Source organism: Marinobacterium aestuariivivens (genome assembly GCF_042661465.1).
Lineage (GTDB): Bacteria > Pseudomonadota > Gammaproteobacteria > Pseudomonadales > Balneatricaceae > Marinobacterium_A > Marinobacterium_A aestuariivivens.
Genome location: NZ_JBHSWE010000001.1, coordinates 5,677,884 through 5,696,246 on the forward strand (window position 1 = coordinate 5,677,884; position 18,363 = coordinate 5,696,246).

The 18,363-nt window shown below is 63.9% G+C and carries 14 protein-coding genes and 4 pseudogenes; 2 read left to right on the forward strand and 16 right to left on the reverse strand.

Annotation, left to right across the window (positions count from 1 at the left end; all coding sequences use genetic code 11):
• Positions 1–86: 86 nt before the first annotated feature.
• Positions 87–859 (forward strand): annotated as a pseudogene (locus ACFQDL_RS29890) (ferredoxin--NADP reductase).
• 203 nt (positions 860–1,062) lie between these two features.
• Here the strand turns inward: ACFQDL_RS29890 and ydiJ are convergent.
• Positions 1,063–4,131 (reverse strand): annotated as a pseudogene (gene ydiJ, locus ACFQDL_RS29895) (D-2-hydroxyglutarate dehydrogenase YdiJ).
• Between the two features lie 136 nt (positions 4,132–4,267).
• Here ydiJ and ACFQDL_RS29900 point away from each other — a divergent pair.
• A complete protein-coding gene (locus ACFQDL_RS29900; RefSeq protein WP_379912531.1) occupies positions 4,268–5,206 on the forward strand; it encodes a LysR family transcriptional regulator in 939 nt (312 codons plus the stop codon).
• Between the two features lie 150 nt (positions 5,207–5,356).
• Here the strand turns inward: ACFQDL_RS29900 and ACFQDL_RS29905 are convergent, their stop codons facing one another.
• From ACFQDL_RS29905 to ACFQDL_RS29975, 15 genes and pseudogenes are all read right to left on the reverse strand, one after another.
• Positions 5,357–6,742, reverse strand: a complete 1,386-nt coding sequence (locus ACFQDL_RS29905) for a TRAP transporter large permease (RefSeq protein WP_379913447.1) — start codon at positions 6,740–6,742, stop codon at positions 5,357–5,359.
• A gap of 39 nt (positions 6,743–6,781) precedes the next feature.
• Positions 6,782–7,450: pseudogene (locus ACFQDL_RS29910) on the reverse strand (TRAP transporter small permease subunit); the annotation flags it as partial.
• A 42-nt stretch (positions 7,451–7,492) separates the two neighbouring features.
• The gene (locus ACFQDL_RS29915; RefSeq protein WP_379912533.1) at positions 7,493–8,563 is read right to left on the reverse strand and encodes a TRAP transporter substrate-binding protein; all 1,071 of its coding nucleotides are present in this window, start codon (positions 8,561–8,563) and stop codon (positions 7,493–7,495) included.
• A gap of 86 nt (positions 8,564–8,649) precedes the next feature.
• Entirely contained in the window at positions 8,650–9,243 is a 594-nt protein-coding gene (locus ACFQDL_RS29920) for a 3-hydroxybutyrate dehydrogenase (protein WP_379913449.1), read from the reverse strand.
• Positions 9,244–9,341: 98 nt separating this feature from the next.
• Positions 9,342–9,431: pseudogene (locus ACFQDL_RS29925) on the reverse strand (SDR family NAD(P)-dependent oxidoreductase); the annotation flags it as partial.
• Between the two features lie 482 nt (positions 9,432–9,913).
• Positions 9,914–10,303, reverse strand: a complete 390-nt coding sequence (locus tag ACFQDL_RS29930) for a VOC family protein (protein ID WP_379912535.1) — start codon at positions 10,301–10,303, stop codon at positions 9,914–9,916.
• Positions 10,304–10,345: 42 nt separating this feature from the next.
• A complete protein-coding gene (gene arfB / locus ACFQDL_RS29935; RefSeq protein ID WP_379912537.1) occupies positions 10,346–10,762 on the reverse strand; it encodes an alternative ribosome rescue aminoacyl-tRNA hydrolase ArfB in 417 nt (138 codons plus the stop codon).
• Positions 10,763–10,826: 64 nt separating this feature from the next.
• Complete coding sequence (locus tag ACFQDL_RS29940; RefSeq protein ID WP_379912539.1) at positions 10,827–12,188, reverse strand: nicotinate phosphoribosyltransferase; 1,362 nt, start codon at positions 12,186–12,188, stop codon at positions 10,827–10,829.
• Positions 12,175–12,780: an isochorismatase family protein gene (locus ACFQDL_RS29945; RefSeq protein ID WP_379912541.1), complete on the reverse strand. Its 606-nt coding sequence runs from the start codon at positions 12,778–12,780 to the stop codon at positions 12,175–12,177. Before ACFQDL_RS29945 ends, ACFQDL_RS29940 begins: the two co-directional genes overlap by 14 nt.
• 96 nt (positions 12,781–12,876) lie before the next feature.
• Positions 12,877–15,516, reverse strand: a complete 2,640-nt coding sequence (locus tag ACFQDL_RS29950; protein WP_379912543.1) for a cation-translocating P-type ATPase — start codon at positions 15,514–15,516, stop codon at positions 12,877–12,879.
• A 1-nt stretch (position 15,517) separates the two neighbouring features.
• Positions 15,518–16,102, reverse strand: coding sequence for a VIT1/CCC1 transporter family protein (locus ACFQDL_RS29955; RefSeq protein WP_379912545.1), 585 nt, complete (start codon positions 16,100–16,102; stop codon positions 15,518–15,520).
• A 6-nt stretch (positions 16,103–16,108) separates the two neighbouring features.
• Complete coding sequence (locus ACFQDL_RS29960) at positions 16,109–16,384, reverse strand: DUF211 domain-containing protein (protein WP_379912547.1); 276 nt, start codon at positions 16,382–16,384, stop codon at positions 16,109–16,111.
• Between the two features lie 115 nt (positions 16,385–16,499).
• Positions 16,500–17,141 (reverse strand): DUF502 domain-containing protein, encoded by a 642-nt coding sequence (locus tag ACFQDL_RS29965; protein WP_379912549.1) that lies wholly within the window; start codon positions 17,139–17,141, stop codon positions 16,500–16,502.
• Between the two features lie 28 nt (positions 17,142–17,169).
• On the reverse strand, positions 17,170–17,790 hold the full coding sequence (locus ACFQDL_RS29970; RefSeq protein WP_379912551.1) for a hypothetical protein: 621 nt from the start codon (positions 17,788–17,790) through the stop codon (positions 17,170–17,172).
• Positions 17,760–18,269 carry a hypothetical protein gene (locus ACFQDL_RS29975; RefSeq protein WP_379912553.1) on the reverse strand — a complete coding sequence of 170 codons (510 nt, stop codon included), beginning with the start codon at positions 18,267–18,269 and terminating at the stop codon, positions 17,760–17,762. Before ACFQDL_RS29975 ends, ACFQDL_RS29970 begins: the two co-directional genes overlap by 31 nt.
• Between the last annotated feature and the right edge of the window lie 94 nt (positions 18,270–18,363).

Genomic DNA, 18,363 nt, shown 5'->3' on the forward strand with positions numbered 1-18,363 from the left:
AATCATTTTTACAGCCGGTTATAGATAGCGCTAGTCTTGCAGCCATTAGGTTATAAGAATCACCGACAGGTGCAGGAAAAGGCATAATGAGCAATCTCAATCGCGAAACCGTCACCAGCGTCCATCACTGGAACGAAACGCTGTTCAGCTTCACCACGACCCGCGATCCGGGTTTCCGCTTCAAGAACGGTCACTTCACCATGATCGGCCTGGAGCTCGAGGGCAAGCCGCTGATGCGCGCCTACAGCATCGCCAGCGCCAACTATGATGACGAGATGGAGTTCTTCAGCATCAAGGTGCCGGACGGCCCCTGACCTCGCATCTGCAGAGGCTGCAGGTCGGCGACGAAGTGCTGGTAAGCCGCAAGCCGACCGGTACCCTGGTGGCCGACCATCTGCTGCCGGGACGCCACCTGTACCTGCTGAGCACCGGCACTGGCCTTGCGCCCTTCATGAGCATCATCCGCGACCCGGAAATCTACGAACGCTATGACAGGGTCATCCTGACCCATGGCGTGCGCTATGTCTCGGAGCTGGCCTATCAGCACACCATCCTCGAAGAGCTGCCGAACAACGAATATTTCGGCGACGAGATCCGGGAAAAGCTGCTCTACTACCCGACCGTGACCCGTGAACCCTTCCGCAACCAGGGCCGCCTGACCGACCTGATGCGCAGCGGCAAGCTGTTCGACGACCTCGGTCTGCCGCGACCGAACCTCGAGGACGACCGCTTCATGATCTGCGGCAGCCCGAGCATGCTCAAGGAAACCTGCGGCATTCTCGACGACTGGGGCTTCAGGGAGTCCCGTCACGGCGAAATGAGCCATTACGTCATCGAACGGGCCTTTGTCGAGAAATAACCCCCGGAGGTTTACAGTATCGTGGGAGCCCGGTCTCCGGGCGAACGGTTACAGCACCGGCAGCCATTCGCCCGCGGAGCGGGCTCCCACAGGCCAGAATGTAGGGTGGGTTAGGCACGCATGGCACGGTCTTCTTCCCACCCTCGACATTCCGGGCGTGCCGTAACCCACCATGGTGCGGTTACCGCGCCCCGAACAAGTTTTCAAACCGCCCGGCGCGGCCGGCTCAGCTGCTCGAGCAGCGCCTGCAACGGATGCGGGATCTGCTGGTCGTCGAAGCGCTTGACCTGGCTGCGGCACGAATAGCCGGTCGCGACCAGCTTGCCCTGGTTGTCGACGTCGTTGATCGGCTCACGCCAGCTCAGGTCGTAGATGCGGCGCGAGGTCTGGTAATTGGCACTCTCGTGTCCGTAGGTCCCGGACATGCCGCAGCATCCGGTGGACAGCACCTCCAGGCGCTGCCCCAGGGCCGCGAAGATCGCCTGCCAGCTGCGGATCGACGGCGCCGCCGAGGTCTTCTCGGTACAGTGGGCCAGCAGCCGGAACTCGCCGGCCGGCAGCCCCTGCCCCGCCGCCTCCAGACGCGCCTTCTGACCGACCAGCCACTCCTGAACCAGCTGCACCTCCGGCAACTCGGCCTCGGGCATCGCATAGGCGTATTCCTGGCGGTAGGTCAGGGTCATCGACGGATCGATCCCGACCAGCGGCAGACCGCTGTCGGTGAGCGCCCGCAGCATGCGGGCGTTGCGGCGCGCGGTCTTTTCGAATGCCGACAGGAAACCGTGCACGTGCAGCGGTTTGCCGTTGGGCTTGAACGGCGCCACCAGCACATAGAAGCCGAGCCGCCCCAGCAGCTCGATCACGTCGAATACCAGGTGGGTTTCGAAATAGCTGGTGAAGGCGTCCTGCACGATCACCACCGCCTTGCCGCGTTGCGCCTCGGTCAGTTCCGCGATCCGCAGCGGCGTCGCCAGATCGATGCCGCGCCGGCGCAGCCCCTGCAACAGGTCGTGCCGGCTGATCTCCGGGCTGTCGATCATGCCGACCTGGCGGCGGAAGAAGCGTTTCATCACCCGGTTGCGCATCGCCCAGTTGTAGGGCGCCGGGAAGCGTGCCAGGGCGGGAATCATGAACTCCAGACTGCCGACCAGATAATCCTTGGCCGGTCGCAGATAGCGACCGTAGTAGACTTCCAGGAAGCGGGCACGGAAGTCCGGCACATTGACCTTGATCGGGCACTGGCCGACACAGGACTTGCACGCCAGGCAGCCCATCATCGACGCATGGACCTCGTTGGAAAAATCGTACTCGCCGCGCCCCTTGCGCAGGCTGTTGCGCAGACGCCGCGGCAGTCCCTTCAGGAAGGACGCCGCCTGCACCTCACGGCTGGCGGCATTGAGATCGGTGCCCTGGCTGGCCATCAGACGCAGCCACTCCCGTACCAGTGACGCCCGCCCCTTCGGCGAATGGATACGCTCGCGGGTGCCTTTCCAGGACGGACACATGGCGTCGTTCGGGTCGTAGTTGAAGCAGGCGCCGTTGCCGTTGCAGTTCATCGCCGAATCGTAGCTTGCGCGCACGCCGGCCGGGATCTGACGATCGTGCTGGCCGCGGGTCGGTACGCCGTCGATCTTCAAAAGTTCGGCGCCGTCGATCAGCGGTGTCGCGATCTTGCCGGGGTTGAGCTGGTTGTGCGGGTCGAAGGCCCCCTTGAGGCGCTGCAGCTCAGGATAGAGATCGCCGAAGAACTCCGGCGCATATTCGGAACGCACGCCCTTGCCGTGCTCACCCCAGAGCAATCCCCGGTACTTCTGCGTCAGGCGCACCACTTCGTCGGTGACTTCGCGGATCAGCCCCTCCTGCGCCGGGTCCTTCATGTCGATCGCCGGGCGCACATGCAGCACCCCGGCATCGACATGGCCGAACATGCCGTACTGCAGGCCGCGTGCGTCCAGCACCGCGCGGAACTCCATGATGAAATCGGCGAGGTTCTCCGGCGGCACCGCCGTGTCCTCGACGAACGGAATCGGCCGGCGCTCGCCCTGGGCGTTACCGAGCAGCCCCACCGACTTCTTGCGCATGCCCCAGATCTTGTTGATCTCGCCGGCGCCATAGGCCACCGTATGGCCGAAGCTGCAGCCCGGCTGGCCGCTGACCGACGCCAGATGCGCGACCAGTTTGTCGACGTCGGCCCGCAGCTGCGCTTCGTCGTCACCGGTGTATTCCACCAGGTTGATGCCGGCGATCTCCGGCTCCCCGCTGCGCGGGAAGTAGTCGCGCACCGAGTCCCAGACGATGTCGCCCATCGCCAGGCTCAGCACCCGGAGTCGATCGTCTCGATCGAGGTCGGGCCCAGGCCATCAGCGCCTTGGCATCGCGCAGCGAAGCCTCGAAGCTGTCGTACTTGATGTTGACCAGCGCCGAGTACTTCGGGATCGGCAGCACGTTGAGCTTGGCTTCGGCAATGAACGCCAGGGAGCCCTCGGCACCGCAGAGCACGGAGTTGAGGTTGAAGCGGCCCTGGTCGTCACGGATATGGGCCAGGTCGTAACCGGTCAGGCAGCGGTTCAGCTTCGGAAACCGGGCCTCGATGTCATCGCGACGCCTCTGGTGGATCTCGTCGACCAGGCGGTGCACTTCGCCGACGCGGTCATCGCGCGCCTTGATCGTCGCAAGTTCGTCATCGTCGAGCGGCTTCGACTCCCAGAAGCTGCCATCGAGCAGCACCGAGCGCAGCTCCAGTACATGGTCACGGGTCTTGCCGTAAAGACAGGAGCCCTGGCCGCTGGCGTCGGTGTTGATCATGCCGCCGATCGTGGCCCGGTTGCTGGTCGAGAGCTCCGGCGCGAAGAAGAGCCCGTAGGGCTTGAGCGCGGCATTGAGCTGATCCTTGACCACACCGCCCTGCACCCGCACCCAGCGCTCCTCGGCATTGATCTCGAGGATCCGGTTCATGTGCTTGGAGCAGTCGACGATCAGGCCGTCGGTCAACGACTGGCCGTTGGTGCCGGTGCCACCGCCACGCGGGCTCAGGCCGATACGGTTGTAGCGGGACTCCGACGACAGCCGGGCGATCAGCATCAGGTCTTCGACCGAGGCGGGATAGAGTACCCCTGGGGCAGCAGCTGGTAGATACTGTTGTCGGTGGACTGCACCACCCGGTTGGCATAGTCGGGGCTGATATCGCCGCTGAAGCCCTGGCTCTTCAGCCGCTCGATAAATTCGAGATAGAGCGGTTCGGTGGTATCGGTGTGCGCGATGCGTGGGATCATGGCGTCAATGGACCTCGTGACCGCTTCGCGGGCCCGGCGCGGGGCGTTCTGCGAAGCAGGAATTGTCAGTATGGTGGCTATGATGCAGAATTCATATTTATCATTCAAACGCTAAAATTTTATTAATTGATCGTTAATGACGAATAATATTTCGATCCGGCACCTGCGGGCCTTCGTGGCCGTTGCCCGCCACGGCAGCTTCACCCGCGCCGCCGAACACCTGCACCTGACCCAGTCCTCGCTCACCGCCACCATCAAGCAGCTCGAGCAGCAGGCCGGCCTCACGCTGCTGGACCGGACCACCCGGCGGGTTCTGCTGAACCCGGAGGGAGAACGTTTCCTGCCGGTGGCCGAACGCCTGCTGTCCGATTTCGATACCGCCGTCACCGACCTGCAGGCGGTGGCGGAACATCAGCACGGCCAGGTGGGCATCGCCGCCTCTCCGTCGACCCTTGCCCGCCTGCTGCCACCGGTGGTGAAGGAGTTCCATGCCCGTTATCCCCGCATCGGCATCCTGCTGCGCGACCACAGTGCCGCCGGCATCGAGCAGCATGTGCTGGCCAACGACGTCGATTTCGGCATCGGCGGCAATCACTCCGACCAGCCGGACCTGAGCTATACGCCGATCCTGCGCGACCGCTTCGGCGTCGTGCTGTCGCCTGACCACCCACTCGCCCGACGCCGGGAACCGCTCGACTGGAAGGACCTGGACCAGGAGGAACTGCTGATGCTGTCGACCGATACCGGCATTCGCGCGCAGCTCTCCAAGTACCCTGCCCGTCATGGCACGGGCCTGCGACTCGACCGCCCGACCATCGAAGTCTCGAACCCGGCAGGCCTCGCCGCCCTGGTCGAGGCGGGTCTGGGCCTGTCGATCCTGCCGGCCCTGGCCGCCGGCACCCGTTCCTTCGAACAATTGCTGTTCCGGCCTCTCGACAACCCGGCCATCCATCGCGACCTCTATATCCTCCAGCGCCGCGGTCGCTCCCTCAGCCCCGCCGCCGATGCCATGCTGCGGCTGGTGCGCCAGCGTTTCGCCAGCATGCCGCTGCCACCTTTCGTCGAGACGGTATAGTTGCCTAAGGCGTTAGGACAGTCTCCGTAAGGCACCTTCGTGGGAGAGGCTTTTGTGGGAGCGGCTTTTGTGGGAGCGGCTTCAGCCGCGAACGAAATCGGCACCCATGGAGGCTATTCGCGACTAAAGCCGCTCCCACTCACGGCATTCTCAGCCGTACGCCTTGGCCGGCAGCCAGAGCACCAGTTCGGGACTGAACACCAGGATCAGCAGGCCGATCAGCTGCAGCACGATGAACGGGATCACGCCGCGGTAGATCTGGCTGAGCTTGACGCCCGGCGGGCAGACGCCCTTGAGGTAGAAGAGCGCGAAGCCGACCGGTGGCGTCAGGAAACTGGTCTGCAGCGTCATCGCCACCAGCATCACGAACCACACCAGCTCAGGGTTGTCGACCACGCCGTAGCCGTCGATGGACAGCCCCAGTGCCGAGATCACCGGCGCCAGCAGCGGCAGCACGATCAGGGTGATCTCGATCCAGTCGAGGAAGAAGCCGAGCAGGAAGATCACCCCGAGGATGAAGAAGATGATGCCGTAGGGGCCGAACGGCAGCCCGGTGAGGAAGGACTCGATCAGCTCGTCGCCACCGAGCTCGCGCAGCACCAGCGCGAAGCAGGTGGCGCCGATGAAGATCGCGAAGATGTAGGCGGTGGTGTTGGTGGTGCCGGCCACCACGTCCTTCAGTACCCTGAGGCTGAACTTGCGGTTGTAGACGGCCAGCAGGGTGGCGCCCAGGGCGCCGACGCCGGAGGCTTCGGTCGGGGTGGCGATACCGGCGAAGATCGAGCCCAGCACCACAAGGATCAGCAGCAGCGTCGGCAGCACGTCGCGCAGCACGTTGAACACCACCTTGAAGGTCACCGGCTTGGCATCATGCGGTACCGGCGCCGCCGCGGGTTTGATCAGACCGTAGCCGAGGATATAGAGGATATAGAGGCCGCCCAGCATCAGGCCCGGCGCCACCGCGCCCATGAACAGGTCGCCCACCGACAGCGCCAGCTGATCGGCCATGATCACCAGCATGATGCTCGGCGGAATCAGGATGCCGAGGGTGCCGGCCGAGGCGATGGTGCCGAGCGCCAGCGGCATCGAGTAGCCCTGTTTGGTCATCGCCGGCAGCGACATCACCGCCAGCAGCACCACCGAGGCGCCGATGATGCCGGTCGAGGCCGCGAGGATGATGCCGATGGCGGTGACGGTGACCGCGAGCCCGCCGCGCACCCGCCCGAACAGCTCCTGCATCGAGTGCATCAGCCGCTCGGCGACGCCGGACTTGTCGAGCATGATGCCCATGAAGATGAACATCGGCAGGGCCACCAGGATCCAGTTGTCCATGATCTTCCAGAGCCGGTTCACCACCAGCCCCAGGGTCAGGAAGTCGAGCCCGGTGATGGTGTCGAAATAGGTATCGGAGAGCTGGCCGATAAAGGCGAAGAGGATGCCGATGCCGCCCAGCACCCAGGCCACCGGAAAGCCGGTGAACAGCAGCGCGATGAACGACAGGAACATCGCGATCACAAGAATTTCATTCGCTTCCATTGGACTACTCCCCCGGCTCAGCAAGACGACTTCACGGTAAAGCCGCGACAGCACGGCGAGCGCCAGCAGCGCCATGCTGGCCGGGATCACCGACTTGATCAGCCAGCGCCAGGGCAGGCCGGACGGCGCCGAGGAGCTCTCGTTGATGCGCCAGGAATCGGCGACGAAGTCGAGGCTGTGCAGGAAGATCACGGCCAGGAACGGCAGCAGCAGCACCAGGATGCCGAGGATCTCGATGATGCGCTTGTTGCGGGTCCTGAAACCGGTGTGGAACAGGTCCACGCGGATATGGGAATTGGTGGTCTGGGCGTAGGCCAGGCCGAACATCACGCCGATGGCGTAGAGATGCCACTGCAGTTCCTCGAGGGCGATGAGGCCGTGGGAGAAGCCCTTGCGCAGCGTCACCTGCAGAATGATGACCAGCACCAGCAGCACATAGCACCAGCCGATGCCCAGCGTCAGGCGCTGGATGGCCGCGTCGATGCGGTCCGCCAGCGCCACGGCCGGCAGCTTGTTGTTGTCATGCACGTTTGAATGTACCTCGAAGGAAACTTGCAGAGAGTAACGAAAGGGTATCGACCTAGACATGTAGGGTGGAATGAGCCTGAGGCGAATTCCACCGGTGCTCTTGGCCGGCCCCAAAGCTGGATTGGCCTGGTTCCGCGCTTGCCTGATGTCACCGGTGGAATTCGGGCCTTCGGCTCTCATTCCACCCTACTTTTTCGGGTTACCCGTAACGCCTGACCTCGATCAATTCGCCTGCTTGCGCGGCAGGAAGGCGTTGGCTTCCCAGAGGTCGTAGCCTTCGCGGAACTGGCTCAGGTCATCCCAGACCTTCTTGAAGAAGGGATTCTCGGCGGATTTCTCGGCCGCGACTTCCTGCCACTTCTCGCTGAAGGTATCGAGCATGGTCTGGTTCCAGTAGCGGATCTCGACACCGTTCTTCGCCGCATCGGCCATCACCGGGAACTGCATCGCCTCGCCTTCGGCGATGGAGTTGGTCACCGAGGCCATGCAGGTGGTCTCAAGGATGGCCTGCTGGCCTTCGCTCATGCCGTTCCAGGCGTCCTTGTTGATCAGCAGCTCGAAGATGGTGGCCTGCTGGTGCCATCCCGGGAAGTAGTTGTACTTGACGATCTTGTTCAGACCCAGGCGCTGGTCGATCGCCGGCTGGGAGAACTCGGTGGCATCGATGGCGCCCTTCTCCAGCGCGCCGAAGATCTCACCGCCCGGCAGCTGCACGGTGCCGACGCCGAGCTTTTCCATCACCGAGGCGCCAAGACCGAAGAAGCGCATGTTCAGCCCCTGCAGGTCCTCCGGCTTCTCGATCGGCTTGGAGAACCAGCCCGAGGTTTCCGGCGACAGGATGGCGCAGGGCAGCACATGAACGTTGTAGCCCGCGCTGTCGTACATCTCCTGGTAGAGGCTCATGCCATTGCCGTAATAGAGCCAGGCCATGTATTCGCCGGCCTCGGGGCCGAAGGGCACGGCGGAGAACAGCGCCGCGGCCGGGATCTTGCCCTGCCAGTAGCCGGCGGTGGCATAGCCGGAATTGACCTTGCCCGACGAGACGGCATCGAGGATCTCGGGCGGACTGACCAGTTTGCCCGGCTCGTAGACCTTCATCCGGATGGAGCCGTCGCTGACCTTGTCGAGACGGTCGGCAACCCAGGTGATGGTGGTGCCGAGCGCCGGCAGGTTGGTGCCGAAGGCGACCGGCGTTTTCAGCAGCACCTTGTCGGCGGCAAGGCTCGCAGTTGCGGCGGCGGCAATGGCAGTGGCAACAGCTGCACGCAGCAGAGTGGATTTTATTGTTTTCATTCAAAGCTCCAGTTGTGTTTTCGCTCTTGGATCTGTTGTGGCCTCGAGGCCGGTTGATTCCCTTGCGGGCTGTCCGTAATGCCGGCCTACTGAGCCGTCCAGGCGCCATCGATCGGCAGGGCCGCACCGGTAATGCCGGCCGCCGCATCGCTGCACAGGAAGGCCGCCAGCTCTCCGATCGCCGACGGCTGTATCAGTGACGGGAAAGGCGTTTTGGTATGGATCAAACCAAGCTTGGCCTCCTCGAACGAGACGCCATGCTCGCGGGCATAGTTTTCGAATTGCTGATTCAGCAGGGGCGTATCGGTCCAGCCGGGACAGATGCTGTTGACGGTGATGCCGTCGGCGGCATGCTCCAGCGCCACGACCTTGGTAAAGCCGACCAGTCCGTGCTTGGCGGCGCAGTAGGCCGACTTGTTGGCCGACCCGACGAGCCCGTGCACCGAGGCGATGTTGATGATCCGCCCCCAGCCCGTCTGCTGCATTCCCGGCAGCGCCAGCCGCGTGGCATGAAAGGCGGCGCTGAGATTGACGGCCAGGATCAGATCCCACTTTTCGACCGGGAACGCGGCCGTTGGCGCGGTATGCTGAATACCGGCATTGTTGACCAGCACATCGACGGTGCCGAACGCTTCCAGCGTCTTTTCGAACAGGATTTCGACCTGCTGCGGCTGCGCCAGGTCGGCCTGGCAGTAGCGGGCCCTGACCCCTCTTCCCGTTCGACGGTCTCCGCGATCGGCTCGCCGACCGAGGCGTCCTCCAGTCCGTGCAGCATCACCTGGAAGCCGTGGGCCGCCAGCGTCCGGGCGGTCGCCAGACCAATTCCGCTGCTGGAGCCGGTCACCAGCGCCGTCTTAGTTGTCGCCATAGTGTTCTCCGTTTAGTGAATCAAGGATAGCCGATCGCGACAGGACCGCGGCCCAGGGTGCGAACAGGCGCAAACAGCTGCGCAGGGGTGTTCGGCAGCTGGAAATTGAATGCAGCTGAGTCGTCGTCGAAAGCGCAAGCGGTTGAATGCGACAGCAGCCGGCGCCGGGTGGTGGGCGGCGGCTTGAAATGAAGAATGTTTCAGGTGGGTTCATGACAGACTGCAGCTGTTGTTTTAATTGTCATGTTTACAGCAGCACAAGTCGGGCCAGTATTATTATTCTATTGATTTATATGTATTTTTTACAAACGTGGATAACCAAGACGGCCGTTATGTACAGACATCCATACAGATACCATCAGACAATCCTGACACCTATGTACAAATTTCAAGACACCCTTCTGACAGCGATATACCCGGCAACGCCGGACGGGGGATCTCGTCTGACGGTGCCGGTCTGATCGGCCAAGTCAGACGGCCTTCTAGAAAAACGGATTCCAGGCGACCTCCCAGTAATGGCCATCGGGATCCCGAAAATAGCCGGAATAGCCGCCCCAGAAGACCTTCTGGCCCGGCTTGACCAGGGTGGCACCGGCGGCCACCGCCTCCTCGAGTACCTGGTCGACCCTCTCGGGAGACTCGACATTGTGGGCCAGGGTGATGCCGCCAAAGCCGCTGCCGTCATCCTCGATGCCGATATCCCTGGCCAGCTCTTCGCGGGGAAAGAGACCCAGCAGGGTGCCCTCGGTTTCGAAAAAGGCGACCGTGTCGGTGCTCTCCTTGACCGGCAGCCCCAACCCCTTGCCGTAGAATTCGATCGCACGGGCCAGATCGGCAACGCCCAATGTAATCAGGGTGATACGCGGTTGCATGGCAACTCTCCTTTCGATTGCGGCCGGCCCCAGCGCCTTCCGTCAGCTGTAATCCACCTTGCCGCGCAATGCCTTGGTGCGGCCCTGTTTGGTCTTGCTGTCGAGACGACGCTTCTTGGAGGCTTTGGTCGGTTTCGTCGGCCTGCGCTTCTTTTGCTCGACCATGGCATTGAGAATCAGCTCCCGCAGCCGGTTCAGCGCATCCTCGCGGTTGCGCTCGAGCGTACGGTGCTGCTGCGCCTTGATGACGATGATGCCCTCCTTGGTGATGCGGGCATCCCGCAACGCCAGCAGTTTTTCCTTGTAGACCTCGGGCAGCGTCGATGCCTGGATATCGAAGCGCAGATGCACGGCGCTCGAGACCTTGTTGACATTCTGCCCCCCGGCGCCCTGGGCGCGGATGGCGTTGATTTCGATCTCGTCGTCAGGGATCGAGACCTGGTTTGAAAGTTTCAGCATTGAGTATCAGTCGAGAGTTATGAGTCGTGGGTCAGCTTACGCTGACCACTTGACGCTTGCCAGGCTAGCCTCCAAAACGCCGGTCGGTTTCCAGGGCCAGCCGTTGCAGATCATCGGACACCTGCAGCAGCAGCGAGCCCGGATGCTCGAGATCGCGCAGATGGGCCGGGAGCATGTTCAGCTCGCGCTGCACCCGCTGGCGTATATCGGCCAGCGACTCCGGCGGATTGAGCCGGCGTCCGTTCTGCATCACGGGCTCAAGCAGCGCAATACCCGCCGAAACCGTTTCATCCTCGGTGCAGAGGCGGTCGTAGCGCAGCAACCCGCTGTCATCAAGGTAACGGTATAACTGCTTGCGACCGGGCCAGGTCGCCTTGCCGCTCGAGCGCTTGCGTCGCGGCAGTCCCGCGTACTCCTGCAGCTTGTAGGCGCAGTTCAGGAAAGGCGCGTCCTCCGACGTCGTCAGGCTGGTACCGATGCCGTAGCCGTCGATCGGTACACCGCGCTTGACAAGGCTCTGGATCAGGTATTCGTCGACACTGCTGCTGGCTAAAATACCGATCTCGGGATGCCCGGCCTGATCCAGTATCTCGCGCACCTTGCGCGCCTCGTCCCCCAGCTCTCCGCTGTCGATGCGCACCGCCTTGATCTCGAGGCCCTGAGCGCCGATCTCGTCGGCGAGCCTCGCCACCCGCCGGGCGCCACGCTCGGTATCGTAGGTGTCGATCAGCAGCACCAGGTTGTCGGGCTGGCTGGCGGCGAAATGGCGGAAGGCCTCCGCTTCGACATCATGGGCCTGGATAAAGGAATGGGCCATGGTGCCCATGATCGGCATGCCGTAGCGCTGGCCGGCGAGCACGTTGGACGTGCCGTCGAAGCCGGCGATATAGGCGGCCCGGGCCGCCAGCAACCCCGCTTCGGCGCCATGGGCACGGCGCAGGCCGAAATCCACCAGCCGCTTGTCCGGGGCGGCCAGGCGGCAGCGGGCGGCCTTGGTCGCGACCATGATCGGCAGTTGCATCAGGTTGATCAGCCGCGTCTCGATCAACTGGGCCTCGGGCAGCGGCGCGGTGATCCGCAGCAACGGCTCGTTGCTGAAGCAGACAGTTCCCTCCGCCATCGCATGGACCGTGCCACTGAAGCGAAACTGCGCCAGATAGTCGATGAGATTCGGCTTGAAGAAGCCACTGCGGGCCAGGTAGTTCAGTTCCTGTTCGCTGAAGGCCGCCCGCTGCAGAAAATCCAGCAGTTGCTCCAGGCCGGCGGCGATCAGGAAATTGCGGTTTTCCGGAATCTTGCGCACGAAGAACTCAAAAACCGCCTCGCCCTGCATTCCCTGGTCGAGATAACTCTGCAACATCGTCAACTGGTAGAGGTCGGTCAGTTGCGGGCTGTCACAGAGGGCATCGCGTTCAGCGGTTGGCATCGAAGAGATCCTGCGATCGGGTCAGCCGGGCACCGGCCCCGCGCATGCGCTCGAGGGCCTTTTCGTCGTCGCCGGGCGAAACATTGACCGCCCGGATCGCATCCTTCAGCACCAGCGCCTCGAAGCCCTGGGCCCGGGCGTCCAGCACCGTCTGCAGCACGCAGTAGTCGGTCGCCAGCCCGCCTATAACGAGCCTGCGCACCTGGCGGTGGTGCAGGCGGTCGGCCAGATTCGTGCCCTGAAAACCGGAATAGGCTTCCTGGGTGGCGGTGTCGCCCTTCGAAATGACGATGACATCGTCCGGCAGCTGCAGCTGCGGCGCCCAGTCGGCACCCTGGGTATGCTGCACGCAATGTTGCGGCCAGGGGCCGCCCTGGGGTTCGAAGGAACAGTGATTCAGCGGATGCCAGTCGCGCGTCGCCACCACCGGCAGATCGCGGCTCTGGAACAGCCGCACGGCACTGTTCAGCGGCGCGATCACCTGGTCCCCATCAGGTACGCCGAGGTGTCCGCCGGGCAGGAAATCCTGCTGCACATCGACCAGGACCAGGGCGTCCCCGTCCTGCAGCCGAAGTTCGTCGCTAAGGCTCATCGTCTCCTCCTGGAAGCGGCGCTGTTCGATGGTCGCCGCCCTGCCCTTAAGGGTAGTGCATGTGCACAAAGCTGCGGCCAACGCTCATCTAAGACCTCAGGATCCCCGAGCCGGCGGGCGATAGATGAAACCGCGCCGTATCAGCCACTTTTCGGCCTCCGAGGCCGGCAGCACCAGTGATGCCAGCAGTATAGAGACCGCCAGGTCCCCGGGCGGCAGGGGCTGGGTGCGCAACAAATCGTTGAACAGCGGCAGGTAAATCGCCATCAGTTGCAGACTGAAGGTCAACAGCACGGCACCCAGCATCGGACGGTTGCTGCCCAGCCCGAGCTGCCAGAGGGACATCCGTTCACCCCGCACCGCCAGGGCATTGAAAAGCTGTGCCAGCGTCAGCACCGTGAACACCACCGTCTGCCAGTGCTCGACCCCGCGCCCCCAGGCCCAGGCCTCGGCGGCCAGCGACAGCCCGCCGATCAGCAGACCGACCCAGAGAATCTGCTGCCACATGCCGCGGGCAAAGACATTTTCATCGGGCGGACGCGGTGGCCGGCGCATGCTGCCGGGTTCGGCAGGTTCCGCAGCGAAGGCCAGTCCCGGCAGGCCGTCGGTGATCAGGTTGATCCAGAGAATATGGATCGGCAGCAACGGGATCGGCAGACCGATAAAGGGCGCCAGAAACAGCGTCCAGATCTCGCCGGCGTTGGAGGTCATGGTATAGCGGATAAACTTGCGGATATTGTCGTAGATGCGGCGCCCCTCGCGCACCGCGCTGACGATGGTGGCGAAATTGTCGTCGAGCAACACCATGTCCGCCGCCTCGCGGGCGACATCCGTGCCCTTCTGCCCCATCGCCACCCCGATACCGGCCCGCTTGAGTGCCGGCGCATCGTTGATACCGTCACCGGTCATGGCGACGAATTCACCCTGCGCCTGCAGTGCGCGCACAATGCGGATCTTCTGCTCGGGGCTGACCCGTGCATAGACCCGCAGTTGCCCGACCCGCCGGGCTAGCTCGTCACCGGACAATCGCGACAGCTCGGCCCCGGTCATCACCGGAGCGTCGTCATCGCAGATGCCCAGGCGCCGGGCGATGGCACGGGCTGTCGCCGGGTGATCTCCGGTGATCATCACCGGTACGATACCGGCCTGGCGGCACTCCTCCACCGCCTGCGGCACCTCGGGCCTGGGCGGGTCGATCAGGGCCACCAGCCCGACAAACGACAGCGCATGCTCGATCTGCTCCGGATCCGGCTCCGCCGTCAGCCGGTCGAAACGCCTCGAAGCCAGTGCCAGCACGCGGTAGCCCTCGCCGGCCAGGGCCTCGGCCCGCGCCAGGACGGCCTCGGGATCGAAACGCTCGCCGTCGGCCAGATGCCGGCTGCATTGCGGCAGCACCCGTTCCGGCGACCCCTTAACGTAGGCGATGCCACCGTCGTCCAGGCGATGCAGCGTCGTCATCTGCTGACGTTCGCTGGTAAAGGCCAGCACGCCCAGGCGCGGCTGCCCGGCCTCCAAGGCGGCCTTGTCGTAGCCGAAGCGGGCCGCGGCTTCGAACAGCGCCAGCTCCGTGGCTTCGCCCCTGACCTCGTCACCGTTCGCCACCACGTCGTTGTTCAGCGCCAGTGCACGGCCGAGTTCGCTCCAGACGCTGTCACCGTCGGGGGCCGGCAAAGCGTCCCGCAGTTCCCCGTCCGCCCAGAAGCGCTCCGCACGCATCCGGTTCTGCGTCAGGGTGCCGGTCTTGTCGGTGCAGATATAGGTGACCGCGCCCAGGGTTTCGACCGCCGGCAGTTTGCGTACCAGCGCATGGCGCCGCCCGAGCTTGCGTGCACCGAAGGCGAGCGACACCGTCACCACTGCCGGCAACGCCTCCGGTATCGCGGCCACCGCGAGGCTGACCGCGGTCAGGAACATCAGCAGCACCGGTTCGCCCCGCAGCGTGCCGGCAAGAAAGATCAGTACACAGATCGCCAGCACCACCAGCGCCAGACAGTGGCCGAAGCGGGTCAGCCGCTGCTGCAGCGGGGTCTTGACGCGGTGTTCGCTGCGCAGCAGACCGGCAATGCGGCCGATTTCGGTATGCATGCCGGTGGCGACCACGATGCCCCTTCCCCTGCCGCGCCCCACCAGGCTGCTCTTGTACAGCAGGTTGCGACGGTCGCCCGGCGGCAGCGAGGCATCGGCCAGCGCTTCGGTGGTCTTGGACACCGCCTGGGACTCCCCGGTCAGGGCCGACTCGTCCGCCTCCAGCGCCTCGGTTTCTATCAGGCGCAGATCCGCCGGTACCAGATTGCCGGCTTCCACCAGCACCAGATCCCCCGGCACCAGTGTCGTCGCATCGACCGACTGCACCCGGCCATCACGCAACACCCGGGCCTCCGGTGAGGCCATCCTGCGCAGCACCGCCAGCGCGCGCTCGGCACGGTACTCCTGAACGGCGCCGATCACGCCATTGAGCAACACGATGACGAGAATCGCGATCGCATCCTGCGGCTCTCCGACGAGGCCCGATATCAGGGCCGCGGCCAGCAGCACCAGGATCATCAGATCGCTGAACTGATGCAGAAAGATCAACAGTGGCGAGTGACGCCGCCCCGCGGCAATGCGGTTGGGCCCGGCGCTGTCGAGCCTGCGCCGGGCCTCGTCCGCCGCCAGCCCTTCGGGTCCGGCACCCAGATGGTCGAGGGTTTCGTCTATGCTCAGGCAATGCCACCCGCGGGGAGGCTTTGGTGACATCTCAACCTCCGAGCAGCATAATCAGGCCCGCGGTGACCAGGGCCACCAGCAGTGCCTGCAGGCCACTGCGCCACAACGAAATGCCGGCGATCCGCCCCAGAAATACGCCGAGGAGAAAGATCAGCACAAAGGCCACCGACAGCGACGCAATCAGCGGCGACAGGGCCCGGGGCAACAGACCCGCCTCGGCCAGCCAGAGCGGGCCGATGATCAACAGCGACAGCAGCAGCGGTGCGGCACCGTTGACCAGGGCGACCAGCAGCGGTACCCAGCGCGCCGCCTGGCCATGGGCGCTGTGTTCGAGACTTTTGACCATCGCCTGTTCCAGTTCGCCAAGGGCCTTCTGGCGTTCGGCGGTTTCACTGATATAGGCACTGCTGACACCGCTCACGCCGAGCGCGATCGATGCGCCGAGACAGGCGCCAATGACCACCGGTAGCGGTGCCGGCTCACTGACCGAAAAACCCAGGATCAGGCCCAGCATGGTCAGAGCGCCGTCGAAGCCGTTGACGACGAAGTAACGGCGCATGATGCCGTGGGAGTGGCTGATCCGCAGCAGAAAACCGATCTGCCGTAACCTGTTCAACCGCATCTACTCCGACTGCGGCCCGGCTTGCGAGCCCTCGACATCGACCTCGTCGATGCTGTGCAGGGAAGCGCCGAGATCCCGGATCACCTGATGGATGGAGTCGAAATCGAGCGACGGGCCGGTGATTTCGATCGTCAGCGATTCGGTGTTCTTGTCCATCTCGACCACCCGTACCCGGACACCGTAGGCACCGATGTCAGACAGTGCCCGGGCCAGCTCCAGTATGTTCGGGTCGTGGGGCTTGAGTACATCCAGCAACACCCTCGTCAAAACCGCCATCTCCACTCCTTGCCATGCCGATATCCTGGTTAAGGATAGGCCCGGCGGTGAAGAGGTGCCGCGGATTTGTCGCCCCCCCTTGATCTGCATCAGCGGTTGGTGACGGACGGGCAGCTCAGGACCCGGGGCTTTCGCCCTGAGGCTTGCGATTTGCGGCTTTCTGGGCAGCGGGCACGCTGGCGACGCCGGCCGTCAGCGTGAAGCGCATCGCCTCCTCCATGCTCATGTCGATCGGGCGCACGGCGCTGCGCGGCATCAGCACCGCATACCCGCCGATCATGTAACTCAGCGGCAGGTACACCAGCACACTGTCGTCGGCCCGAAAGCCCTCCGGCATCCTGTCCGGCAGCGCCTGGGTGACGAAACCGATCACCTGCATGCCGCTGTCACCGAAGGTGACCGCCACCACCTGTTCGAACTCCTTGTGCGCATCGGGAGAGAAATAGTTGAAAAAATCCCGGATCGCGCGGTAAATCGACTTGATCAGCGGCATCCGGTAAAGCAGGTCTTCCGCCATCGCAAACAGCCGCTGCACCACATAGGCATGCATCAGCACGCCGATGACGAAGATCAGCAACAGTGCCGCGACCAGCCCCATACCCGGCAGATAGAGGAACTCGGGCAGAATCATCCGCATCAGCCCGCCGAGTACCAGTTCGACCGATACCAGCAGCCAGTAAACCAGATAGAGCGTCAGCACCACCGGCAGGATCGTCACGAGCCCGGTCAGAATGTTGCGGCTCAGGAACTTCAGCATGGCATCCTCTCTTTTGGCCAAGGCGTTATCAAGAATAGCCGCTGTCACCGCCGCCCGGACAGCGCTCAGGCAGAGGCCCGGGCCAGCAGCGCCACCGGCGATACCCGAGACCGCCGTTGCCATGCACCAGGCCCATCCGCTCCGGCCCCTCCAGCAGCCGGTGATGCATGCTGATCAACGCGTTCAGGGCCGGATTGTTCCAGGCGCCGCGGGCGAGGTTCATGCCACCGGTAATGGTGATGCTGTGCCGTGCGAGAAACGCCGGTATCTCGTCCAGCAGGTCGACCAGTCCGCTGGCGAGCAGAAATGCCATCGGCACGACCGGATAGCAGGTGTAGGCCTCGAGCAGCGCCTCGCCGGCGCGAAAGTGCGCGGCGAAGTCGATGCCGGCCTGTTCGCAGCCATCGCGATAGGCCTGGCGCAAGTGGTCGTAGCCGGCGATCTGCTGCAGATAGTCGGGACCGTCGCCATCGAGCCGCGCCAGCCCCACCCCGGGAATGTCGATGCACTGTTGGGCCGGGACTTCGAGCCTGCGGGCCAGCGACTCGCTGCAGACCAGCAGACGGCCGGAAAAGTCGACCAGCGGATTGGCACAGTCGACGCCACGAAACAGCGAGGTCAGCGGCCGGTGCCAGCGCTCGTCGGGCAACAGATCGGGGAGTAGTCATCCGCCAGGGCGTGACGGTAACTCAGCTTATAGTTGTCGAACAGCGCCCGGGCGATCTGGCGGAACTGCTGCTCGTCGCCCCGGTGGCGTTTGAGAAAATCGCCGGCCAGGTCATTGTAGGCCAGGGTCAGCGGGTAATGCTCGCCATAGACTGCCATCAGCCGCAGGCGCTCGTCACGCCCGTAGTCGCTCTTGATCAGGTCCTCGCCGCGGATCACCACCGCCTCGATGCCCTCCCCGATCAGGCTCCGGGCGCGGGCAAGCGCCTCGATCGGGGCGCAACCGCTGCGAAAATGATCCTCCGGCTCGGGGCTGTGCCAGTCGGCACTGAGCGGCTCGATCACAAGCTCATGGATGCGAATACCCAGCCGCGCTATACGGGATTCGAGGTCGTGACAGTGCTGCTGGCAACCGACAGCATCGACGGTCCTGGCGGCGGCGACGATCAGGGCACGGGACATGGCTTGAACTCCTGGCGAAACAGAGGCAGCCAGCGTATCAGGGATTACCCTTAATGCCATCCCCTGACAGCGATTCGTGGCGAAAAGGGACCGC

Bases quoted from the DNA above. Each gene is read 5' to 3' on its own strand.
- ACFQDL_RS29960 (WP_379912547.1), bottom strand. From the start codon at position 16,384: ATGGCGGTTTTGACGAGGGTGTTGCTGGATGTACTCAAGCCCCACGAC.
- ACFQDL_RS29900 (WP_379912531.1), top strand. From the start codon at position 4,268: ATGACGAATAATATTTCGATCCGGCACCTGCGGGCCTTCGTGGCCGTT.
- ACFQDL_RS29965 (WP_379912549.1), bottom strand. From the start codon at position 17,141: ATGCTGAAGTTCCTGAGCCGCAACATTCTGACCGGGCTCGTGACGATC.
- ACFQDL_RS29945 (WP_379912541.1), bottom strand. From the start codon at position 12,780: ATGAGCCTTAGCGACGAACTTCGGCTGCAGGACGGGGACGCCCTGGTC.
- ACFQDL_RS29975 (WP_379912553.1), bottom strand. From the start codon at position 18,269: ATGTCCCGTGCCCTGATCGTCGCCGCCGCCAGGACCGTCGATGCTGTC.
- ACFQDL_RS29930 (WP_379912535.1), bottom strand. From the start codon at position 10,303: ATGCAACCGCGTATCACCCTGATTACATTGGGCGTTGCCGATCTGGCC.
- arfB (WP_379912537.1), bottom strand. From the start codon at position 10,762: ATGCTGAAACTTTCAAACCAGGTCTCGATCCCTGACGACGAGATCGAA.
- ACFQDL_RS29915 (WP_379912533.1), bottom strand. From the start codon at position 8,563: ATGAAAACAATAAAATCCACTCTGCTGCGTGCAGCTGTTGCCACTGCC.
- ACFQDL_RS29905 (WP_379913447.1), bottom strand. From the start codon at position 6,742: ATGGAAGCGAATGAAATTCTTGTGATCGCGATGTTCCTGTCGTTCATC.
- ACFQDL_RS29950 (WP_379912543.1), bottom strand. From the start codon at position 15,516: ATGTCACCAAAGCCTCCCCGCGGGTGGCATTGCCTGAGCATAGACGAA.
- ACFQDL_RS29940 (WP_379912539.1), bottom strand. From the start codon at position 12,188: ATGCCAACCGCTGAACGCGATGCCCTCTGTGACAGCCCGCAACTGACC.